The sequence below is a fragment of the Pseudomonas sp. TMP9 genome, assembly GCF_037943105.1.
In the GTDB taxonomy this organism is placed as follows: Bacteria; Pseudomonadota; Gammaproteobacteria; order Pseudomonadales; family Pseudomonadaceae; genus Aquipseudomonas.
Genome location: NZ_CP149803.1, coordinates 3,354,908 through 3,369,548, shown reverse-complemented (window position 1 = coordinate 3,369,548; position 14,641 = coordinate 3,354,908). Strand labels below are relative to the sequence as shown.

Here is a 14,641-nt window from a genome sequence, read left to right as displayed (position 1 = left end):
CGCATGGAGCCGGGCAGACACGCGTGTGACTATTCGCCGATGCTGTGCGGGCGCGCCAGCCCTGGCAGGCTGACTACCTTACCTTGACGCTGCACGGGCGCCGGACGGCGTAGCACCCGCACCATCTCGCCGGCCTGCGCCAGTTGCTGCTCCAGTTCGGCGCCGTAACGCACCAGTTGTTGACCGCGTTGGCGCGCTTGTTGAGTCTCTTGAGCCAGCGCCTTGAGTCGCAACATGTGGGTTTCCAGCAGTTGTTTGTGTTCCAGGGTGTGTTGCATCAAGGGCATTAGCGCATCGCTAGCCCATTGTTCGGCGTCCAGACGCATGCGCTGGTGCAAGCCGATGACTTCTTGTACCAAGGTCGCGAAGAAGCGTTTGGTTAGGCTGCGTTGTTCGGTTAGCAGGGTTTTCAGCTGCAGGCGGAACTGGTCGGCTTTGCCCTGCTGCTGGGTGAGGTCTCGCAGGTAGCGCTTAGCGTTGAACTGCGGTGCATCGACGCCATGTAGCGGGTTTTCTTCATTGTGCCGGCGGTAAATGGCCGCGACCATTTTGTTGGCCATCTCGGCTTCGTGCGCCAGGTTGTGCAGGTCGTGCTCCACGCAGCGGAAGAAACGCATGATCGCTTGGTTGATCCCCACAGTCGTCCAGCTGCCGTTGAGGTTTTTGCGCACTTCGTCCAGGTGTTCGTCCAAACGTTCGCTGCGCGAAGCATGGCGCAGCAAGTCACCTTGGCGCTTGAGCAGGCGCTGATTGGTTTTCAGGCCAAGCAGGCGCTTGTGATGCTGGTTGTGCTCTTCTTTGGTCTTGGTGGTCAGCTCGAAGAGTATTTGGCCGTTATCCTGCTCGTGGTTACTGAGTAGCGCGTGCTGCTCGTTGACCTTTTCTAGGCGCAGGTTGAGCACGTGCTGGCTGTTCTGCAGCAGGGCCAAAACTTGGTTGACCACGCGGTCTTCGAGCAGGCGCTCTTTCTGCGCGATGATGCGCTCGCAAAGCAGGTTTTCTAGGTTGCTGATCTGGCTGCGGGCCAGTAGCTCTTTATCCTTACGCACTTTCGCCAGCATGGCCTGCTTGGCCGAGAGCGGGAGGACGTCTTCAATACGGATACCAAGCTGTTTGGCGGTGTTGGTTTGGATCTGGCGGATGGCGTTTTGCACAAAGGTTTCACCGGCCAGGTCGTCCCACAGGACGTCAATTTTGTTCAAGACGGCGAAGAGGCAGGTTTGCGTGTCTTCATCGAGCTGGCGCACATGTTGCTGCCACACCGCCATGTCGCTGGCTGTCACTCCGGTATCAGCGGACAGCAGGAAGATGATCGCTTGGGCGCTGGGCAGCATCGACAGGGTCAGTTCCGGCTCGCTGCCCAGCGCGTTAAGCCCGGGCGTATCGAGGATGCGTAAACCTTGGCGCAGCAGCGGGTGGTCAAAATTGACCATGGCATGCCGCCAAGCAGGCACCAGCACTTCGCCGGGTTTACCTGTGCTTTCGAGCATGTCCGGGTGAAAGCCCAAGGCAATGGCCTGCTCAACCGGCATGGGCTTGGTGCGGGCCACTTGGTTGAAGGCCTGAACCATATTGTCTGGGTCGCTGAGGTCGAGGGTGATATTGACCCAGTGCCGCGGAATGCGTTTGAACTGCGCGACGCTGGCTTCTGAGCCGCGCGTCTCGATCGGCAGCAAGCGAATATAGGAGCGTTCCGAGCGCGGGTCGAAGAACAGCTCGGTGGGGCACATGGTAGTGCGCCCCGCCTGGGATGGCAGCATGCGCTGGCCGAAAGACGAGAAGAACAGGCTGTTGATCAGCTCAGTTTTACCGCGTGAGAACTCGCCGACAAACGCCAAGGTGATGTGGTCAGTGCGCAGCAGCTTCAAGGCCCGCTCAAGCTTGCCTTCCACCGCTTCGGAGTTGAGTCGATTGCTCACCAGCCAGCTACGGTAGCGGGTGATTTCGCGCATCAACTCACGCTTCCAGGTGACGTAAGCATCGACCTGCTGACTGAGACGTTCCATGCTCATCCTTGGCTTTCCTCCGGTTAGCGCATCCATTACGGGGCGATTGCGCGTTGTGGCCAAGAGTGAAGGGGCCACTCAGGCAACTAGACCGCGATCAACCCGCGCGGCAGACACTCTTAAAAGGGTTATCCCAGTAAGCCGAATGCAGAAAGCAGTTGATTGGCCTGCTAGCCATTATGCGGGTTGCAGTTGCGCGGTCAATTGTACGCTGTCGCACGGCCGCCTTGTGGTCACTCAGGGTGACTGAGTGGTCAGTAAGAGCTGGCCGGGCAGAATCTGCGGTTGTTTGATGCGCACGCGCTTTTGCCGGCTCTGCTGGCCACTTTCCAGGCTGACCTGGCTTTTGCTGACGGCGAAGGCGTTGGCCAGAAAGGCCAATAGCTGTGCATTGGCCTTGCCATCTACAGGCGGTGCGGTGAGGCGGATCTTTACGCGATCACCGTGCAGGCCTGCGAACTCAGCGCGACTTGCCTTGGGCTGCAGGTGGCATTCAAGGATCAGGTCGGCGCCGTCCCAGCGAAAATGGCTCATCCAGCGCTCGGGCTCAGATTGCCAAACTTAGGCCCTTATACATGCCCGTCATGACGGCGAGATTGCGGATAACCAGCATGTCGATCAGGTTGAGGATCAGGAAGGCCACGATCGGCGATAAATCCAGCCCGCCCAGATTCGGCAAGATGCGGCGGATTGGCGTCAGTAATGGTTCACAGATCTGGTTGACCAGCGCCACCGTGGGGTTTTGGCTGCCCTGCGCGACCCAAGAGAGGATCACGCTAATGATCAAGGCAAAGAAGAACACCTTAAGAAACAGCGCCGTGACGCCAATGATAGACCAAACCAGCAGCTGAACCGGATTATCCAAGCCATAACCCAGCAGCATCAGGGTCAGCGCCATCAGCACCAATTGCACCAGAATTGCCAAGGCCAATGAGGCCAAATCAAGCCCGGCCAAGCTGGGTATAACCTTGCGTAAAGGCTTCAGCAGCGGGTGGGTCGCGCGCACGATGAACTGACTGAGCGGGTTGTAGAAGTCCGCGCGGACCAGTTGCAAGATAAAGCGCAGCAACACAATCAGCAGATAAAGGCTGCCAATGGTTTGCAGAATATAAACAGCGGCGGTGTTAAGTCCGATCATCTTCGTTCCTTATTGACCTAGTTGTTCAGCCAGCTCGGCAGAGCGGTGGGCGGCAGCGTTAAGGGCCTTTTCGACCAGTGCTTCGAAACCATCAGCTTGGAAGCTCTTGATGGCCGCTTCGGTGGTGCCGGCCGGAGAGGTGACGCGGCGACGCAGTTCGCTGGCGTCAACATCGCTGGCCACCGCCATGCGTGCAGCGCCCAGAGCGGTGTGCAGCGTCAGCTGGGCCGCTGTTTCGCGCGGCAAACCAAGTTTCTCGCCGGCGGCCGTCATCGCCTCAATGAGCAAGAAAAAATACGCAGGACCGCTGCCCGACACCGCTGTTACAGCGTCAATCAACGCCTCTTTATCCAGCCACAAGGCCAGCCCTACCGCGCTAAGCAGCTGTTCAGCTTGCTGGCGCTGGTTCGGCGAGACATTCGCGTTAGCGTACAGGCCACTCACCCCTTGGCGCAGCAAGGCCGGGGTATTGGGCATGCAGCGGACAATGGCGGGGGCTGCATCTGGACTTTGGCTCAGCCAGTTTTGCAGGCTGGCGCAGCTGATGCCGGCCGCAATCGAAACCAGCAGTTGTTGCTCGCCAATATGGTGGGCGAGGTCTAAGCAGACCTCTTTCATGACCTGCGGTTTGACCGAAAACACAATCACGTCAGCGTCAGCAATCGCCTCAGCGTTACTGGCAAAAGTCTCGATGCCGTATTCAGCGCTGATTTTACTGCGCTGCTCGGCTCCGCGGTCACTGGCGCGAATGGCGCTGGCGTCGACGCCTTGCGCGCGTAAGCCGCCGATCAGGCTGGCGGCCATATTGCCTGCGCCAATAAAGGCAATGCGGGGAGTGCTCATAGCGGGTTTCCTTAACAAAGCTGAAGGCAAACTCAAACGGGCTTGCTGTAATCACGTGCACCGAATAGCGCGGTGCCGATGCGCACCCATGTTGCCCCTTCGGCGATGGCGGCTTCCAGATCATGGCTCATGCCCATGGACAGCGTGTCGAGGCCCAAGTGCAGACCTTGTTGCAACTCGCGTAAACGGGCAAATGCAGCGCGTTGTTCGGTGGGGTCGTCCGTGGGCTCGGGAATTGTCATCAATCCGCGCAGTTGCAGGTTGGGCAGTTGTGTAACCGCCTGTGCCAATGCCGTTAGCTCGTCGGGGCTGCAGCCAGATTTACTGGCCTCACCGCTGACATTCACCTGCAAGCAAATATTTAACGGCGGCAGGTGTGCGGGGCGTTGTGCTGAAAGGCGCTCAGCGACTTTCAGGCGGTCCACCGAATGCACCCAGCTGAAATGCTCGGCGATGGATTTGGTTTTGTTCGATTGGATAGGCCCAATAAAGTGCCACGTCAGCGCCAGATCGCTCAGCTCTTGCTGCTTATCCAGCGCTTCTTGTAGGTAGTTCTCACCGAAGTCATGGGTGCCGGCGCTAAACGCCTGGCGAATCGCTTCTGCCGGTTTGGTTTTGCTCACCGCGAGCAGGCCAATAGAGGCACAATCTCGCTGTGAGGCTTGCGCCGCCTCACGTATGCGCACTCCGACCTTTGCAATATTCTCTGCTATCGTGGACATTACTCGCGCCCGCCGCGTGGGTTTCGCGGCATTCTACCTGCTTGTCTGTCATTAGGGAGTCCCATGGATATCACTGAATTGCTGGCCTTCAGCGCCAAGCAAGGTGCATCGGACCTGCACCTCTCCGCTGGCCTGCCTCCGATGATTCGGGTCGACGGTGATGTTCGCCGGATCAATTTGCCTGCACTCGACCATAAACAAGTGCATGCACTGATCTACGACATCATGAACGACAAGCAGCGTAAGGACTTCGAGGAGTTCCTCGAAACCGACTTCTCCTTTGAAGTGCCGGGTGTGGCGCGCTTTCGGGTTAACGCCTTTAACCAAAACCGTGGCCCTGGCGCCGTGTTCCGGACCATTCCGTCGAAAGTGCTGAGCATGGAAGACCTCGGCATGGGCGAGATTTTCCGTAAGATTTCTGATGTGCCGCGCGGTTTAGTGTTGGTTACCGGGCCGACTGGTTCCGGTAAGTCGACCACGTTGGCGGCGATGCTCGACTATATAAACAGCAACAAATATCACCACATCCTGACGGTTGAAGACCCGATCGAGTTCGTTCACGAATCGAAAAAATGCCTGATCAACCAACGTGAAGTCCACCGCGACACCCTTGGCTTCTCTGAAGCCCTGCGCTCAGCGCTGCGCGAAGATCCGGACATCATTCTGGTGGGCGAGATGCGCGACTTGGAAACCATCCGCTTGGCCCTGACGGCTGCAGAAACGGGGCACTTGGTCTTTGGCACCTTGCACACCACCTCGGCGGCTAAAACTATCGACCGCGTGGTGGACGTATTCCCGGCTGAGGAAAAGTCCATGGTGCGCTCCATGCTTTCTGAATCCTTGCAGTCAGTGATCTCGCAAACCCTGCTGAAGAAGGTTGGCGGCGGTCGCGTGGCAGCCCACGAAATCATGATCGGCACTCCGGCCATTCGTAACTTGATCCGCGAGGACAAGGTCGCGCAGATGTATTCAGCGATTCAGACCGGCGGCTCGCTGGGCATGCAAACGCTCGACTCGTGCCTGAAAACCTTGCTGTCCAAAGGCATCGTCAGCCGTGAAGCGGCACGCGAGAAAGCTAAAATACCGGAAAATTTTTAACTCGACAGTCCCGAGCGGCAATCGCCTTTCGGGCCGTCACCAGCGGCATTCCACACGCCTGTCGCTGGCCTTGCATAACTGCGTGATGCACATGGGCGAACAACGATGGAATTCGAAAAACTGCTGCGCCTGATGGTCGAAAAGGGCGGCTCAGATCTGTTTATTACCGCTGGCGTGCCGCCGTCGATGAAGGTCAACGGCAAGATCATGCCGATCACCAAGACGCCCATGTCGCCTGAGCAAACCCGTGAAACCGTGCACTCTGTGATGAACGAGCAGCAACGGCGCGACTTTACTGAAAACCATGAGTGCAACTTCGCCATCAGTGCTCGCGGTGTGGGTCGTTTCCGCGTAAGTGCCTTCTATCAGCGCAATCTGGCTGGCATGGTGTTGCGCCGTATCGAAACTAATATCCCGACTTTAGACGAGCTGAAGCTACCGGAGATTCTCAAAAAATTGGCCCTAACCAAGCGCGGCTTGGTGTTGTTTGTGGGCGCAACCGGTACCGGTAAGTCGACCTCGCTGGCGGCGATGATTGGCTACCGCAATAAGAACAGCAGCGGCCACATCATCTCCATCGAAGACCCCATCGAATACATCCACCAGCACCAGAGCTGTATCGTCACGCAGCGTGAGGTTGGCATCGACACCGAGTCCTTCGAAGTGGCGCTAAAGAACACCCTGCGCCAAGCGCCAGACGTCATTTTGATCGGTGAGGTGCGTACCCGCGAAACCATGGACCACGCTGTGGCCTTTGCCGAAACGGGCCACCTGTGTCTGGCCACGCTGCACGCCAACAACGCTAACCAGGCGCTGGACCGCATCATCAACTTCTTCCCGGCTGATCGACAAAATCAGGTGTGGATGGACTTGTCGCTGAACCTCAAGGCCATCGTCGCCCAGCAGCTCATCCCGACGCCAGATGGCAAAGGCCGTCGTGCAGTTATTGAGGTGTTGATCAACACCCCACTGGCTTCCGACTTGATCCGCAAAGGTGAGGTGCATGAACTCAAGGCGCTGATGAAGCGCTCCACTGAGCAGGGCATGCAGACCTTTGATCAGGCCCTGTACAACCTTTACAGCCATGGCGAGATCACCTACGAAGACGCGCTGCTGTATGCCGATTCGGCTAACGATCTGCGCCTAATGATTAAGCTCGGCTCAGAAACCGATGGCGATCACCTCAGTAGCATGGCGCAAGGCTTGTCGCTGGAGATCAGTGATGATGATCCGGCCCGACGTTTTCGCTAACAGCTAATGCCTTCGCTGCGCTATGGCGAATGCGTTTGCCGCTCTGGCGCGTGACGGCTTCGGCCTGGCCGTCGCGCTGTGCGCCGGCGCGGGCTTGGCTCATCAAGCGTGGGATCAGCGGGCCTTCTGGTAGGTTTTTCCAAAAGCGTACCGGCATGCTGTTTTCCAGAGCACTGCGGTTTAGTCGCGCGGGGTTAAAGGTGCTGCCGTAATACGCCAGCCACAGCGCCTCACCATCATCCTCAGGATTTTGCGCCAGCCGTTGCCATTCTGTTGGGCAGTGGCGCTGGTAATGCAGGCGCTGACCGTCCCAATAAACCCCGTCATCCGGTGTAGCAATGAGCCAGGTGCTGCGGCCCAAGCGTTCGGCAAAGTGCTCGCTGGCGCTGGATAAAATGTCATGAGCGGGTTCGTGCCAGGCCACCAGTTGCGGGCCTTCGGCGTTAGCCGGGCGGGGGTGGAAACGCAAAAATGCATGCAGATGATGGGCCTCGCGGCGCACCGCTTTAAGTCGTTTATGCAGTTGGCTGCCATCCATATCCCCCGCCAGCATGGCAGCGCGATCACCTTGGGCGACTCGCCAGAGAATCCGATAGAGCAAGCTCCAGCGGTCTTCAACGCGAAAGCGTGCGGCACTTTGCAGTAACTCCAGCAGCTGCTTGGGGATCCGCGGGGCAGGCGTGGCCGGTTGCGTGCTGACGGCATCAGGCGTTTGGTCAAACAGGCCAGACGTATCGCCGTCACCCAGCCAGTTGACGTGATGCGGTGCCACACCCTGCTGCAATAACGCCCTAGCGGCATCACGCCAACCGGCAAAGCTGCCATCGAAGGTGGCGCTGTGCATCACCACAGGGCCATTTGTGCGGGTGTTTCACTCAGTTGTTGGCGCAGCAGGAGGGATTCGCGCGTGGCCTGCACGGGTCGGTAATCTTGGGTGATGATAAAAGGCTTGGCCTTTTCAAGCCCGCAGCGCAGGCGGGCGAGGTCTTCGAAGCGGATGCGTTTCTGCCGGCGCAAGGCGACCAAGCGTTTTGCGCTCAGCACGCCGATGCCGGGTATTCGGGCAATCATCGCCGGTTCAGCGCGATTAAGGTCGACGGGGAAATACGCGCGGTTATTCAACGCCCACGCCAGCTTTGGGTCGATGTCCAACGCCAGATTGCCGGGGCCACTGAGCAACTCGCTGGCCTCAAAGCCATAGCCGCGCATCAGAAAATCCGCTTGGTACAAGCGGTGCTCGCGCAGCAACGGTGGCGCTTCAAAAGGCACGGTATTCGGGCTTTGCGGGATCGGGCTAAAGGCTGAGTAATACACGCGGCGCAAGCGGTAGTCACCATATAGTGTGGCGGCGGTGTGCAGGATGGTGCTGTCATCGGTGGCATCGGCACCGATGATCATTTGCGTACTTTGCCCTGCGGGGGCGAAGCGGGGTGCACGTTTATCGGCGCGAGCTTCGCTTTCACCCTGATGAATCGAGTGCATGGCTTGTTTGATGGTGCGCACCTGTTTTTCCGGTGCCAGGCGAATAAGACTGGCTTCGGTGGGCAGTTCGATATTCACGCTGAGGCGATCGGCGTAGCGGCCGGCCTCGGCAATCAGCAGCGGGTCGGCGTCGGGGATGGTCTTGAGGTGGATGTAGCCACGAAACTCATGTTCTTCGCGCAATAGTTTGGCCACGCGGATCAGCTGCTCCATGGTGTAGTCCGCTGAGCGGATGATGCCTGAGCTTAGAAACAGCCCGCTGATGCAGTTGCGCTTGTAGAAATCGATAGTCAGGGTCACCACTTCTTCAGGGGTGAAGCGCGCTCGCGGCACATCACTGGAGCGGCGGTTGACGCAATATTGGCAATCGTACAAACAGAAGTTGGTCAGCAGTATTTTCAGCAGGGCTACGCAGCGGCCGTCAGGGGTGAAGCTGTGGCAAATGCCCATGCCGTTGGTTGAGCCCACACCGCTTTTGCCTTTGGAACTGCGCGTCGGCGCGCCGCTGCTGGCGCAAGAAGCATCGTACTTGGCGGCATCGGCGAGCACGGTAAGTTTTTCGATCAGCTGCATGGTTATGCCTAAAAGTAACTGTTTATGCATACAGTATTTAGCATTCTTTGACGGGTATCAAGCGCTGGCATTGCAACCTGCACAGCGGATTTCCCCGCTTGCCGAACCTTGCGTAGAGTGTGACGTCAGATCTCACTCACGCCATTTGGAGTCACGCATATGCAGTCACAGGATACGCACAGCAAATTCATCGGCTATTTGCTATGGATTTTTGGCTTTCTCGGCGCCCATCGCTTTTATTATGGCAAGCCGGTGACCGGGACCATCTGGTTCTTCACCCTTGGCTTGCTGTTTGTTGGCTGGATTGTCGATCTATTCTTGATCCCGGCAATGGATCGTGAGGCCGACCTGCGTTTTACGGCGGGTGACACGGATTACAACGTGGCTTGGATTTTACTGACCTTCCTCGGCATTTTCGGTGTACACCGCATGTACCAAGGTAAGTGGATTACCGGGATCATCTACCTGTGCACCGGCGGCCTGTTTCTGGTCGGTGTACTGTATGACTTCTGGACGTTAAATACCCAAGTGTCGATCAAAAACGCTCAGCACGGCTAAATGTTGCCAGCCTGAGGGTTGCACCTCTCTCTGGCCTTTTCTGGAGGGGCGAGGAAGCCGTCTAGCCTTTGCTTAAGTGAAAAATCCCGCTCATTCAGGCGGGATTTTATTTATAGCGGGCTTTAATTTTTTGTCGCTTCCCGGCGGGTCAAGCCTGATAGCTGACTCGCCCCTCTACAAGGGTGTAGCGTATTGCGCTGGGCAGGCAGTGACCGATAAACGGGCAGTTAGCGCCTTTCGAAAACCAGGTTTCTCCGGCCAGCGTCGACGCTTGTGGGTCAAATAGCAGCACATCCGCCGCCGCGCCGACCTTAAGGCGACCAAGCTTCAGGCTTAGGGCATCAGCCGGACCGCAGCTTAAGCGTGCCAATAAGGTAGGCAAGTCGAGCAGGCCATCCTGGACCAAGCTCATCGCCAATGGCAGCAGCAATTGCACGCTGCTGATGCCCGGCTCGGTAGCGCCAAAAGGGGCCAGCTTGGCATCGCGTTCATGCGGCTGATGGTGACTGGAGATGGCCGAAATGACGCCACTTTTGACCGCTGCTCGCAGGCCCTCACGGTCAGCCGCAGAGCGCAGCGGCGGCTGCACGTGGTACAGGCTGGAAAAGCCTTCGAGTGCTTCGTCAGTGAGGATTAGCTGATACATCGCCACATCGGCCGTTACCGAAAGCCCGCGTGCCTGAGCTTCGGCGATCAGTTGCGCGCCACGGGCGCTGGTCAGTTGGCTGAAATGCGCGCGCACGCCGGTCTGTTCAACCAGCAACAGATCACGGGCTAACGCCACTGTTTCCGCCGTTTCCGGAATGCCCGGCAGGCCGAGGAAACTGGCCATTGCGCCTTCGTGGGCCAGGCCGTCTTCTGCCAAGTCGTGATCCTGCGAGTGGAAGATCACGGTCAAGTTGAAGGTGGCGGCGTACTCCAGCGCGCGGCGCAAGGTGCGGCTGTTGCGAAAGCTATTCAGGCCATTACCGAAAGCCACGCAACCGGCGTCGCGCAGCGCAACCAGTTCTGCCAATTGTTCGCCTTCAAGGCCTTTGCTCAAGGCGCCAATGGGGAACACTTTGGTGTGCCCGGCCTCGCGGGCGCGGTCGAGGATCAGCTCGGCTACGGCTGGGGTATCCAATACCGGTTTGGTAAAAGGCGGGCAACACACGCTGGTAACGCCGCCCGCCGCCGCCGCTAGAGTTTCTGTTCTGATACTGCCCTTGCGGCTGTAACCCGGCTCGCGTAGGGCGACGTTTAGATCGACCAACCCCGGTGCGGCGACCAGCCCTTGAGCGTCGATGTCATGTTCAGTGACGAAGCCCATTGGCGCTTGGCCAATAGCGCTGATTTTGCCGCTTTCGATAAAGATATCGGCAACCTGGTCAAAGCCGCTGCTGGGGTCGATCACGCGGGCACCGAGGATACGGGTACGCATCAGTTCTGCTCCTCGGCATCTTGATTGAGTTGGCGTTGCACGTTTTGGCCGCTCATGGTCATGGACAGCACAGCCATTCGCACGGCGATGCCGTAGGTGACTTGGTTGAGGATCACCGATTGCGGGCCGTCGGCCACCGCGGACTCAATTTCAACGCCGCGATTGATCGGTCCCGGGTGCATCACCAGCGCGTCGGGCTTGGCCAGTTTTAGGCGTTCTTCAGTCAGGCCGAACAGGCGGTAAAACTCGCCTTCGCTGGGCAGTAAACCGCCGGTCATGCGCTCGCGCTGCAAACGCAGCATGATCACCACGTCGACGTCCTTAAGGCCCTCGGCCAGGTCGCTATAAACGGTAACGCCGTATTGTTCGATGCCGACTGGCAGCAGCGTTTTTGGCGCAATCACGCGGATATCTGGGCAGCCCAGTGTCTTCAGCGCCAGCATATTTGAACGCGCTACGCGCGAGTGCAATATGTCGCCAACGATGGCCACCGAAAGGTTTTCAAAGCTGCCTTTGTGACGACGGATGGTGAGCATGTCGAGCATGCCTTGGGTTGGGTGCGCATGGCGGCCGTCGCCGCCGTTGATGATCGCCAGGTTGGGGCAAACATGCTCCGCGATAAAGTGCGCCGCGCCGGAATCGCCGTGGCGCACCACGAAGATGTCCGCCGCCATGGCCTCTAGGTTACGTAGGGTATCGAACAGGGTTTCGCCTTTGCTGGTCGAGCTGGTCGATACATTGAGGCTGATTACGTCGGCTGAGAGGCGCTGGGCCGCCAGCTCGAAGGTGGTACGGGTGCGTGTGGAATTCTCGAAAAATACGTTGCACACCGTTTTACCGCGCAGCAGCGGGACTTTTTTAACCGCCCGTGCGCCCACTTCGAGGAAGGAGTCGGCGGTGTCGAGGATTTCTGTCAGCAGCTCGCGGGACAGGCCGTCGAGGGACAGAAAGTGGCGCAGTTGGCCGTGTTCATTCAGCTGCAGCGAGCGCTTGGCGGTTAGGGGCGTCATCGGGCGAGTCTCAGTTGGCAAGCGTCTGGAGTTCTAGGGTCAGCGGCGTTGGGCCGGACAATTTTACCCGTTGATCGGCAGCCAGCGACAGGGTCGCGCCCACCACGTCAGGACGGATCGGCAGTTCACGGGCATCCAGATCGAGCAGGCTGATCAGGGTTACGCTGGCGGGACGGCCATAGTCGAACAATTCGTTGAGTGCGGCGCGGATAGTGCGGCCACTCATCAGCACATCGTCGATCAGCACCAGATGCTGGCCTTCAACCTCGAACGGCAGCTCGGACGGTTGCACCTGCGGGTGCAGGCCGTTCTGCGTAAAGTCATCACGGTAGAACGACACATCGAGAATACCCAGTGCATCGTCGCGACCCAATGCCTTCAGCAGTGCTTGAGCAACCCAGACACCACCGGTGCGGATGCCGATAAAGCGCGGTTCGCTGATATGCCGCTTATTCAGGTGGCTGGTCAGGGCGGCGGCCATTTGCGGCAGCAATTCGGCTGGGTTGGGTAAGCGCATGACAACACTCCAGGAGCACACAAATTAGGCGATCAGCCCGGGTAGTTTTCTTCAAGCCAGCCTTGCAGCAATAACGCTGCGGCTAGGGCGTCGACAGGGCGTTCGCGGTAGCCGCTGTTTTGCCCTTGGTGCAAACGCTGGCCTTTAGCTTCGTAAGTGGTGAGACGTTCGTCGTGGGTATGCACCGGCAGATTGAAGCGGCCGTTTAGGCGGCGGGCAAACTTCTCGGCGCGCTCGCTCATCTCACTCTTGCTGCCGTCCATGTTTAAGGGCAGGCCGACAACGATGGCGTCGGGTTGCCATTCTTTGAGCAGCGCTTCGACTTTCAACCAATCCGGCACGCCGTTCTGTGCCTTGAGGATGCACAGTTCACGGGCTTGGCCGGTGATGATCTGACCCACTGCCACGCCAATTTGTTTGCTGCCGTAATCGAAGCCGAGCAGCAGGCGCAGAGGTTTGGTCTCGGCCATCAGGCGTGCCCAGCTTGTGAGGTAAGCAGGCTGAGGTTGACCCCCAAGCAGGCGGCGGAGGCTTTTAAGCGCTGATCGTAAGGCAGCTCGAAGAGGATGCTGGGATCGGCCGGGCAGGTCAGCCAAGCGTTATCAACCAGCTCGGCTTCCAGTTGCCCGGCTTCCCAGCCAGCGTAGCCAAGGGTGATCAGGTATTTTTCGGGGCCGCTGCCGTCAGCAATGGCGAACAACACGTCTTGTGAGGTCGACAGGCCCAGTTCGCCTAAATCCAGCGTCGCCTGATACTGCGGCCCGCTGGGGTGCAGGACAAAGCCGCGGTCCGTTTGTACCGGGCCACCGGTAAAAATCGGCAGGCTTTGGCACAGCACCGGCGGCTCTTCATCGGGGCGCAGTTGTTCGAGCACATCAGCCAAACTGAGGCCGCTGGGCTTGTTGATCACCAAACCCATGGCGCCATGCTCGTTATGGTCAATTAGGTAGGTGACGGTCTGCGCAAAACGCGGATCGGCCATGTGCGGCATGGCAATCAGGAAATGGTGCTTAAGGTAGCTGGGGCTGGCGTCTTTCATGGGGGTAGTTTGGAGCTTTGGGCGGCAAGCCTCAAGCCTCAAACGTTTAGCCGGCATTGCAGCGGCTGACTTTCTTGTGAGCGCTCAGTTGCTCGACAGCCGGTCGCCGCGCTCGAAGCGCCACGTGCGGATGATCTCTAGGCGATCAACATCGGCTAAATCGCCGGTGAACGGTGCGAACGGTGCAGCTAAACGCACGATGCGCAGGGCGGCTTGGTCGAGTAGGCGTTGACCGGACGACTCCAGTACCAGTACTTCATAAAGCGTACCGTCACGATTGATCGACACCAGCAAACGCAGGTTGCCGTAAATACCTTGGCGCCGTGCATCATCCGGGTAGTTGAGGTTGCCGACACGCTCGACTTTTTTGCGCCATTCATCTTTGTACCAAGCCCCCTTGTCACGCATGGTCGAAGCAGCATTGATGCGATGGATTTTCGGGCGCTTGGCGTATTGCTGCACTTCCAGAGCCAGTTCGGCTTCTAAGCTTGCGATCTCTGAAGACAGCTGCGCGCTGTCAAACACCGGGGCAGGTCGTGCTTGCGGCGTGGGTTTGGCTGCTTCGCGTTTAACCGGTGTTTTCTGCTGTTGCGGCGCGCGAGTGGCAACGGCAGCCTTGGGGGCTTGCTGGCGCACCGCCGGTTGTTGTGGGGCGGCGGGCGGCGTTACACGCTTGACTTCGCTGTCTTGAAACAGCGCCTGTTCAGTGGTTTTTGGCGCGGCCTTATGTTCTAGGGTGCCGCTGCCTTGCTGGTTATCCTGGGCGAGAAAATCGGCATCTTTGGGCTTGTCTTCGCTCTTAAAGGTGGAGAGGGTTATTTCCAGGGTTTTACTGATTTGGCTTGGCTCGGCCAGGGTGAAACCCAAGCCGAGAATCAACGCGAGATGCAGTACGGCTGCGAGAAACAAGGTAAAGCCCAAGCGATCCGCCGGCTCTACGCCGGCGCTGGAAAGTTCAGGGGGTTGGGTTGCTGCATTCATTGC

At 58.4% G+C, this 14,641-nt stretch carries 16 protein-coding genes; 3 read left to right on the top strand and 13 right to left on the bottom strand.

Annotated elements, in window-relative coordinates; translation table 11 throughout:
- Window positions 1-29: 29 nt before the first annotated feature.
- From WF513_RS15825 to WF513_RS15805, 5 genes are all read right to left on the bottom strand, one after another.
- Complete coding sequence (locus WF513_RS15825; protein WP_339080360.1) at window positions 30-2,012, bottom strand: dynamin-like GTPase family protein; 1,983 nt, start codon at window positions 2,010-2,012, stop codon at window positions 30-32.
- Between the two features lie 231 nt (window positions 2,013-2,243).
- Complete coding sequence (locus tag WF513_RS15820) at window positions 2,244-2,540, bottom strand: DUF167 family protein (RefSeq protein ID WP_339080359.1); 297 nt, start codon at window positions 2,538-2,540, stop codon at window positions 2,244-2,246.
- Window positions 2,541-2,553: 13 nt separating this feature from the next.
- Window positions 2,554-3,144 carry a YggT family protein gene (locus WF513_RS15815; protein WP_339080358.1) on the bottom strand — a complete coding sequence of 197 codons (591 nt, stop codon included), beginning with the start codon at window positions 3,142-3,144 and terminating at the stop codon, window positions 2,554-2,556.
- Window positions 3,145-3,153: 9 nt separating this feature from the next.
- A complete protein-coding gene (proC, locus tag WF513_RS15810) occupies window positions 3,154-3,987 on the bottom strand; it encodes a pyrroline-5-carboxylate reductase (protein WP_339080357.1) in 834 nt (277 codons plus the stop codon).
- Between the two features lie 32 nt (window positions 3,988-4,019).
- Window positions 4,020-4,709 carry a YggS family pyridoxal phosphate-dependent enzyme gene (locus tag WF513_RS15805; protein WP_339080356.1) on the bottom strand — a complete coding sequence of 230 codons (690 nt, stop codon included), beginning with the start codon at window positions 4,707-4,709 and terminating at the stop codon, window positions 4,020-4,022.
- A 63-nt stretch (window positions 4,710-4,772) separates the two neighbouring features.
- Between WF513_RS15805 and WF513_RS15800 the strand changes: the two genes are divergently transcribed.
- Both WF513_RS15800 and WF513_RS15795 read left to right on the top strand, forming a co-directional pair.
- Window positions 4,773-5,807, top strand: coding sequence for a type IV pilus twitching motility protein PilT (locus tag WF513_RS15800; protein WP_339080355.1), 1,035 nt, complete (start codon window positions 4,773-4,775; stop codon window positions 5,805-5,807).
- A gap of 105 nt (window positions 5,808-5,912) precedes the next feature.
- Entirely contained in the window at window positions 5,913-7,058 is a 1,146-nt protein-coding gene (locus WF513_RS15795; protein WP_339080354.1) for a PilT/PilU family type 4a pilus ATPase, read from the top strand.
- Here WF513_RS15795 and WF513_RS15790 read toward each other — a convergent pair.
- Window positions 7,024-7,902, bottom strand: coding sequence for a TIGR03915 family putative DNA repair protein (locus tag WF513_RS15790; protein WP_339080353.1), 879 nt, complete (start codon window positions 7,900-7,902; stop codon window positions 7,024-7,026). The two genes, WF513_RS15795 and WF513_RS15790, sit on opposite strands and share 35 nt — an antisense overlap.
- Complete coding sequence (locus WF513_RS15785) at window positions 7,902-9,113, bottom strand: putative DNA modification/repair radical SAM protein (protein WP_339080352.1); 1,212 nt, start codon at window positions 9,111-9,113, stop codon at window positions 7,902-7,904. The genes WF513_RS15790 and WF513_RS15785 overlap by 1 nt, the downstream gene beginning before the upstream one ends.
- Window positions 9,114-9,272: 159 nt before the next feature.
- On the opposite strand from WF513_RS15785, the gene WF513_RS15780 reads away from it, so the two are divergent.
- Complete coding sequence (locus WF513_RS15780) at window positions 9,273-9,671, top strand: TM2 domain-containing protein (protein WP_339080351.1); 399 nt, start codon at window positions 9,273-9,275, stop codon at window positions 9,669-9,671.
- Between the two features lie 148 nt (window positions 9,672-9,819).
- On the opposite strand, the gene WF513_RS15775 is transcribed toward WF513_RS15780, so the two are convergent.
- From WF513_RS15775 to WF513_RS15750, 6 genes are all read right to left on the bottom strand, one after another.
- Window positions 9,820-11,091, bottom strand: coding sequence for a dihydroorotase (locus WF513_RS15775; RefSeq protein ID WP_339080350.1), 1,272 nt, complete (start codon window positions 11,089-11,091; stop codon window positions 9,820-9,822).
- Window positions 11,091-12,101, bottom strand: coding sequence for an aspartate carbamoyltransferase catalytic subunit (locus tag WF513_RS15770; RefSeq protein WP_339080349.1), 1,011 nt, complete (start codon window positions 12,099-12,101; stop codon window positions 11,091-11,093). Before WF513_RS15770 ends, WF513_RS15775 begins: the two co-directional genes overlap by 1 nt.
- Window positions 12,102-12,111: 10 nt before the next feature.
- A complete protein-coding gene (pyrR, locus tag WF513_RS15765; RefSeq protein WP_339080348.1) occupies window positions 12,112-12,618 on the bottom strand; it encodes a bifunctional pyr operon transcriptional regulator/uracil phosphoribosyltransferase PyrR in 507 nt (168 codons plus the stop codon).
- A gap of 32 nt (window positions 12,619-12,650) precedes the next feature.
- Window positions 12,651-13,088: a Holliday junction resolvase RuvX gene (gene ruvX, locus WF513_RS15760; RefSeq protein ID WP_339080347.1), complete on the bottom strand. Its 438-nt coding sequence runs from the start codon at window positions 13,086-13,088 to the stop codon at window positions 12,651-12,653.
- Complete coding sequence (locus tag WF513_RS15755) at window positions 13,088-13,657, bottom strand: YqgE/AlgH family protein (RefSeq protein ID WP_339080346.1); 570 nt, start codon at window positions 13,655-13,657, stop codon at window positions 13,088-13,090. Before WF513_RS15755 ends, ruvX begins: the two co-directional genes overlap by 1 nt.
- 84 nt (window positions 13,658-13,741) lie before the next feature.
- A complete protein-coding gene (locus WF513_RS15750) occupies window positions 13,742-14,638 on the bottom strand; it encodes an energy transducer TonB (protein WP_339080345.1) in 897 nt (298 codons plus the stop codon).
- Between the last annotated feature and the right edge of the window lie 3 nt (window positions 14,639-14,641).